Raw genomic sequence first — 6588 nt, 5'->3', positions numbered from 1 at the left:
CCGCGATCGAGCCGATGAACCGCCCGGACGCCGTGTCGGCGAGCAGCTGGAAGGCGCGGTACAGGTTCGACTTGCCGACCCCGTTGGCTCCGGTGACAACGGTCAACCGTTCCAACGGCAGCACGACGTCTCGCAGCGATCGGTAGCCGTGCACGGCAAGCGTGGTGATCATGGCCGTGAGCGTAGGAACCGCCACCGACACTTTCTGCGCGCCCACCCACCAGCTTCGCTGGGAGTGGAACGAAAGGAACCGTCCCCCCGTCCCACTTCTGGAACGAAAAGAACCGTCCCTCCGTACCACTTCCTCGCGCGGGCTCCCGGGTGTTGGCTGGAGACATGACCACACAGATCCCCACCCGCACCCTCGGCTCGGACGCCGCGGCACTGACCGTCTCGGCGCTCGGCCTGGGCTGCATGGGTATGTCGGAGTTCTACGGAACCCCCGATCACGCCGGCGGCGTCGCGACCATCCAGCACGCGCTCGATCTCGGCGTCACCTTCCTCGACACCGCCGACATGTACGGCCCGTTCACCAACGAGAAACTGGTCGGCGAGGCGATCCACGGACGCCGCGACGAGGTGCAACTCGCCACCAAGTTCGGCAACGAACGGCGTCCGGACGGCACCCGGCTCGGCGTGAACGGACGGCCCGAGTACGTCCGCGCCGCCTGCGACGCCTCGCTGCAGCGGCTCGGCGTCGACCACATCGACCTCTACTACCAGCACCGGGTCGACTTCAGCGTGCCGATCGAAGAGACCGTCGGCGCCATGAAGGAACTGGTGGACGCCGGGAAGGTGCGCTTCCTCGGGCTTTCCGAAGCGTCGGCCGACACCATTCGCCGGGCCCACGCGGTGCATCCGATCACGGCGCTGCAGACCGAATACTCCCTGTTCACCCGCGATGTCGAGGACGTCATCCTGCCCACGCTGCGCGAGCTGGGCATCGGGTTGGTGCCCTACTCGCCGCTGGGTCGGGGGCTGCTCACCGGGCGGGTCAGCCGCGAGTCGCTGGCCGCGGGCGACAGCCGCAACACCACCTACTTCCCCCGCTTCCAGGGAGCCGCACTGGAGACCAACCTGGGTCTGGTCAACCGCGTCCGTGACCTGGCCGACCGGCACGACTGCACCCCCGGGCAACTCGCCCTGGCCTGGGTGCTGGCCCAGGGTGACGACATCGTGCCGATCCCGGGCACCAAGCGGGTCCGGTACCTGGTCGAGAACGTGGCCGCATTGCGGGTGCGGCTGTCCGAGGACGACCTCCTTGAGCTCACCCAGGCCGTTCCCCGCGACGAGGTGGCAGGTGCCCGGTACGGCGATATGAGCACGATCGACGGCTGACCAGCGGCGCGATGGGCCCGGGTGTGGTTGGTAGTCTCCTGCCGTCCGCAACCTCCAGGCATGAAGGGTCACGATGAGTCCGATCATCTACACGCATACCGACGAGGCGCCGCTGCTGGCGACGTACTCCTTCCTGCCGATCATCCGGGCCTACGCCGCGGCCGCCGGAGTCGAGGTGGAGACCCGCGACATCTCCCTGGCCGGACGCATCATCGCCCTGTTCCCCGAGCGGCTCCGCGAGGACCAGCGGCTGCCGAACGCGCTGGCCGAGCTCGGTGAGCTGGCCAAGACCCCGGACGCGAACATCATCAAGCTGCCCAACGTGAGTGCGTCGATGCCGCAGCTCAAGGCCGCGATCGCCGAGCTGCAGAGCAAGGGCTACGACCTGCCGGACTACCCCGACAACCCGGCCGATGAGTCCGAGGCCGAGATCAAGGCCCGCTACGACAAGGTCAAGGGCAGCGCGGTCAACCCGGTGCTGCGCGAGGGCAACTCCGACCGCCGCGCCCCCGAGTCGGTGAAGAACTACGCCCGGCAGCACCCGCACTCGATGGGTGCCTGGAACTCCGATTCGAAGACGAACGTGGCGACCATGGACGCCGACGACTTCCGGCACAACGAGAAGTCGGTGGTGGTGGAGGCCGACGACGAGCTGCGCATCGAGCTGGCGCCGTCCGACGGCGGCGAGGTCGTCGTGCTCAAGGCGTCGATGCCGGTGCTGGCCGGTGAGGTCGTCGACGGCACCGTGATGCGCGCCGAGTCGCTGCAGCGCTTCCTGAGCGAGCAGATCACCCGCGCCAAGGAGGCCGGGGTGCTGTTCTCGGTGCATCTCAAGGCCACCATGATGAAGGTCTCCGACCCGATCATCTTCGGCCACGTGGTGCGAGCCTTCTTCCCCGCCACCTTCGCCCAGTACGGCGACGCGCTGGCCGCGGCCGGGCTGAGCCCCAACAACGGCCTGGGCGGCATCCTCGCCGGCCTGGACGCGCTGCCGAACGGCGCCGCCATCAAGGCGTCCTTCAAGCAGGAACTGGCCGATGGCCCGGCACTGGCGATGGTCGATTCCGACCGCGGCATCACCAACCTGCACGTGCCGTCCGATGTGATCGTGGACGCGTCCATGCCGGCGATGATCCGGATCGGCGGCCACATGTGGGGTCCGGACGGCAAGGAGGCCGACACCCTGGCGGTCATCCCCGACTCGTCGTACGCCGGCGTCTACCAGGCCGTCATCGACGACTGCCGCGCCCACGGCGCCTACGACCCGGCGACGATGGGCTCAGTGCCCAACGTCGGGCTGATGGCGCAGGCGGCCGAGGAGTACGGCTCGCACGACAAGACCTTCGAGATCGGCCAGGCCGGCACGGTGCGCGTGGTGAACCGGGCCGGCGACGTGCTGCTCGAGCATGCCGTCCAGCCGGGCGACATCTGGCGCGCCTGCCAGACCAAGGACGTCCCGATCCGCGACTGGGTGAAGCTGGCGGTGACCCGGGCGCGCGCCAGCGGCGATCCGGCGATCTTCTGGCTGGACGAGAGCCGCGCCCACGACCGCAACCTGATGGCCAAGGTCGAGACCTACCTGAGCGATCCGGAACTCGTCGGTGACACCACCGGGCTGGACATCACCATCGCCTCGCCGATCGAGGCGACCAAGGTGTCGGTGGAGCGCATCCGGCAGGGCAAGAACACCATCTCGGTGACCGGCAACGTGCTGCGTGACTACAACACCGACCTGTTCCCCATCCTCGAGGTGGGGACGTCGGCCAAGATGCTGTCGGTGGTTCCGCTGATCAACGGCGGCGGGCTGTTCGAGACCGGCGCCGGCGGCTCGGCCCCCAAGCACGTCCAGCAGCTGGTCAAGGAGAACTACCTGCGCTGGGACAGCCTGGGCGAGTTCCTGGCGCTGGCCGAGAGCTTCGCCAAGTACGCCGAGGTGACCGGCAACGCCTCCGCCAAGGTGCTGAGCGAGACCCTGGACCGGGCCACCGGCACGTTCCTCAACGAGAACAAGTCGCCGGGCCGCCGGCTGGGCACCATCGACAACCGCGGCAGCCACTTCTACCTGGCGTTGTTCTGGGCCGAGGAGCTGGCCGGGCAGACCGCCGATCCGGCGCTGGCGGCACGATTCGCGCCGCTCGCCGCGACGTTGCGCGAGCAGGAGGCGACGATCAACGCCGAACTGCTCGCGGTGCAGGGCTCCGCCGTCGACCTGGGCGGCTACTACCGGCCCGACGACGCCCTGACCAGTGCGGTGATGCGTCCCTCGACGACGCTGAACGCGGCGATCGAGGCGCTCGCCCGGTGATCGACTCCACCCACTGGCTGCTCACCCTGGCCTGCGACGACCGGCCGGGCATCGTCCATGCCGTCACCGGCGCGATCGCGCAGGCCTACGGCAACATCACCGAACTGCAGCAGTTCAGTTCGCCGGAGTCGAACCGGTTCTTCATGCGGGTCCAGGTGCAGTCCGGTTTCGACCGTTCGGTGTTCGAGCACGCGATCACCCCGATCGCCAATTCGCTGGATGCCGAATGGGTGCTTGACTACGTCGGACGCCCGCGGCGCACGCTGATCCTGGCGTCCAAGGCCGGCCACTGCCTCAACGACCTGCTGTTCCGGGCCCGCTCCGGCTACCTGCAGATCGAGATCCCGCTGATCCTCGCCAACCATCCCGATCTGGGCGACCTGGCCGGCTTCTACGGCGTCCCGTTCGAGAACCATGTGGTGCTGCCGCACACCAAGGCCGCGTTCGAGGCGCGCGTGCTGGACGCCGTCGAGGAGCACGACATCGAACTGGTGGTGTTGGCCCGCTACATGCAGATCCTGTCGCCCGAGCTGTGCGAGCGGATGGCCGGCCGGGCGATCAACATCCACCACTCCTTCCTGCCCGGCTTCAAGGGCGCCAACCCGTACCGTCAGGCGCACAGCCGCGGGGTGAAGCTGATCGGGGCCACCGCACATTTCGTCACCGCCGACCTGGACGAGGGCCCGATCATCGAGCAGAACGTCCGCCGCGTCGACCACACCGTCGACGTCCCCGAACTGGTGGCGATCGGTCAGGAGCAGGAGTCCCGCACTCTCACCGACGCGGTGAAGCTGTTCGCCGAGCACCGCATCATGGCCGACGGCCAGCGCACCGTGATCTTCCGCTGACCCCCTCTCAACACTCGCCCAACTATCTAGGGCTCACCGAACTCGGCGAGCGGTAAGTAGTTCGGGGAGCGCTCAGCATCGAAGCCACCCCGGTTGAGCTCGCAGACGGAGCCGCTCAGTCGGATTCGCCCTGGACGCCGTTCACCGGCGGCAGCGCCGACCAGGGGAAGACGATCCAATCGGCGGTGTCCTTCCAGACGAAGTCGACCTGGTAGACCGAGGTGGGCTTGGTGTAGAGCACGGCGGTGCGTACCTCGGCGCCGTGCTTGAGCAGGATGTCCATCACCAGTTGCAGGGTGCGACCCGAGTCGGCGACGTCATCGGCGACCAGCACCCGGCGTCCGGCGATGCTGTCGATGTCGAGCAACGGCGCCAGCAGCACCGGGTCGGGCAGGGTCTCGGAGACGTCGGTGTAGAACTCGACGTTCATCGCGTCGGCGAGCTTGACGCCCAGGGCGTAGGCGAGCGCGCCGCCGACGATCAGTCCACCCCGCGCGACCGCCACGATCACGTCCGGACGGAAGCCGCTCGCGGCGACCTGTTCGGCCAGTTCGCGGCTGGCGTCGCCGAAGCCCGCCCAGGTGAGGACCTCTTTGCCGTCGAGGTCGGGCGTGTCCGCGTGGTAGGCCGTCATGGGACGGCAGCCTAATGGTCTAGCGCGGTCTGCCCAGCGCGGCGAACCCGTCGTCGGGATCGGGGGCGGGAAGGTCGATGCCGCGCAGCGTCCAGCCGGAATCGGGGTCGCCATCGGCGACGATCACCGTGGTGTTGGGCATCCCGCGGGCACCCAGCGCGACGTGCACCTGGGGCATCGCGAACCCGGCCCAGGTCCGGATCGCCGCGCCATGGCTGATCACCAGCGCCGCCTCATGCCCCGCTTCGGCGACCGCCCGGATGCCGTCGCCGAACCGCTCCAGGAACTCGGCGCCGTCCTCACCACCCGGGATCCGGACGCGATGGTCGCCCTCGCCCCAGGAGCGCAGGGCGGTCAGATAGCGCTGCAGGTCGGCCGACATCTCGTCCTCGCCGGCCCCGATCTCACGCAGTTGCGACAGCTCGGCGGCCGGCACCTCGAACGCGCGGACGGCGGGCGCTCCGGTCTGCACGGCTCGCACCAGATCGGAGGTGTAGACGCCCCCGATACGCTGCCCGGCCAGGCGCTCGGCCAGCGCCGCCGCCTGGGCGCGTCCGACCAGATCGAGCTCCGGCCCGGGCGGTGCGGTGTCGAGCAGCGCAGCCACGTTGGACGCGGTTCGGGCATGTCGGGCCAGCAGCAGTCGCACGGTCGGGAGCCTAGCCGTTGGTCGCTGAGGGGAGGCGTCCGATGGATCGCCGGACGACTGTCAGTCACCGCTGATAGCGTGAAAACCGTCACCACTCGTCGTTGAGGAGAACCACCGTGAGCACACCCGTGAAGGTTGCCGTGACCGGCGCGGCCGGCCAGATCTGCTACAGCCTGCTGTTCCGCATCGCCAGCGGCGCCCTGCTCGGTCCCGACCAGAGCGTCGAACTGCGGCTGCTCGAGATCACCCCCGCCTTGAAGGCACTCGAGGGCGTGGTGATGGAACTCGACGACTGCGCCTTCCCGACGCTGGCCAAGGTCGAGATCGGCGACGATCCGGCCAAGGTGTTCGACGGGGTGAACCTGGCGATGCTGGTGGGTGCCCGGCCGCGCACCGCCGGCATGGAGCGCGGTGATCTGCTGAGCGCCAACGGCGCCATCTTCACCGCCCAGGGCAAGGCCCTCAACAACGTTGCCGCCGACGACATCAAGGTGCTGGTGACCGGCAACCCGGCCAACACCAACGCCCTGATCGCGATGAAGAACGCGCCCGACATCCCCATCGAGCGGTTCAACGCACTCACCCGGCTCGATCACAACCGGGCGATCAGTCAGCTCGCCGCGAAGACCGGCGTGCCAGTGACCAGCGTGAAGAAGATGACCATCTGGGGCAATCACTCCGCCACTCAGTACCCCGATGTGTTCCACGCCGAGGTCGACGGCAAGAACGCCGCCGAGCTGGTCAACGACCAGGCCTGGGTCGAGAACGACTTCATCCCGACCGTCGCCAAGCGCGGCGCGGCCATCATCGCGGC

7 protein-coding genes are annotated in these 6588 nt (G+C 68.7%); 4 read left to right on the top strand and 3 right to left on the bottom strand.

Going from position 1 to position 6588, the window contains the following annotated elements; all coding sequences use genetic code 11:
• On the bottom strand, positions 1-172 hold a 172-nt coding region (locus Q0066_RS13640), incomplete at its 3' end, for an AAA family ATPase (protein ID WP_298133794.1).
• 164 nt (positions 173-336) lie between these two features.
• On the opposite strand from Q0066_RS13640, the gene Q0066_RS13635 reads away from it, so the two are divergent.
• The 3 genes from Q0066_RS13635 to purU all read left to right on the top strand — a co-directional run bounded on the left by Q0066_RS13635 (position 337) and on the right by purU (position 4491).
• Entirely contained in the window at positions 337-1338 is a 1002-nt protein-coding gene (locus tag Q0066_RS13635) for an aldo/keto reductase (RefSeq protein ID WP_298133790.1), read from the top strand.
• 73 nt (positions 1339-1411) lie between these two features.
• The gene (locus tag Q0066_RS13630; protein WP_298133788.1) at positions 1412-3643 is read left to right on the top strand and encodes an NADP-dependent isocitrate dehydrogenase; all 2232 of its coding nucleotides are present in this window, start codon (positions 1412-1414) and stop codon (positions 3641-3643) included.
• Complete coding sequence (gene purU, locus Q0066_RS13625; RefSeq protein WP_298133792.1) at positions 3643-4491, top strand: formyltetrahydrofolate deformylase; 849 nt, start codon at positions 3643-3645, stop codon at positions 4489-4491. Before Q0066_RS13630 ends, purU begins: the two co-directional genes overlap by 1 nt.
• 115 nt (positions 4492-4606) lie before the next feature.
• On the opposite strand, the gene Q0066_RS13620 is transcribed toward purU, so the two are convergent.
• Both Q0066_RS13620 and Q0066_RS13615 read right to left on the bottom strand, forming a co-directional pair.
• Positions 4607-5125 (bottom strand): phosphoribosyltransferase, encoded by a 519-nt coding sequence (locus Q0066_RS13620; RefSeq protein WP_298133786.1) that lies wholly within the window; start codon positions 5123-5125, stop codon positions 4607-4609.
• Between the two features lie 19 nt (positions 5126-5144).
• Positions 5145-5774, bottom strand: coding sequence for a histidine phosphatase family protein (locus tag Q0066_RS13615; protein ID WP_298133784.1), 630 nt, complete (start codon positions 5772-5774; stop codon positions 5145-5147).
• Between the two features lie 116 nt (positions 5775-5890).
• Between Q0066_RS13615 and Q0066_RS13610 the strand changes: the two genes are divergently transcribed.
• Positions 5891-6588 (top strand): malate dehydrogenase (locus Q0066_RS13610; RefSeq protein WP_298133782.1); only part of this gene is annotated, 698 nt, incomplete at its 3' end.

Origin of the sequence: Micropruina sp. (assembly GCF_027492755.1) — a bacterium.
Classification (GTDB): domain Bacteria; phylum Actinomycetota; class Actinomycetes; order Propionibacteriales; family Propionibacteriaceae; genus Micropruina.
The sequence above is the reverse complement of the archived record's forward strand: the minus strand, read 5'-3'. Positions and strand labels throughout refer to the sequence as shown.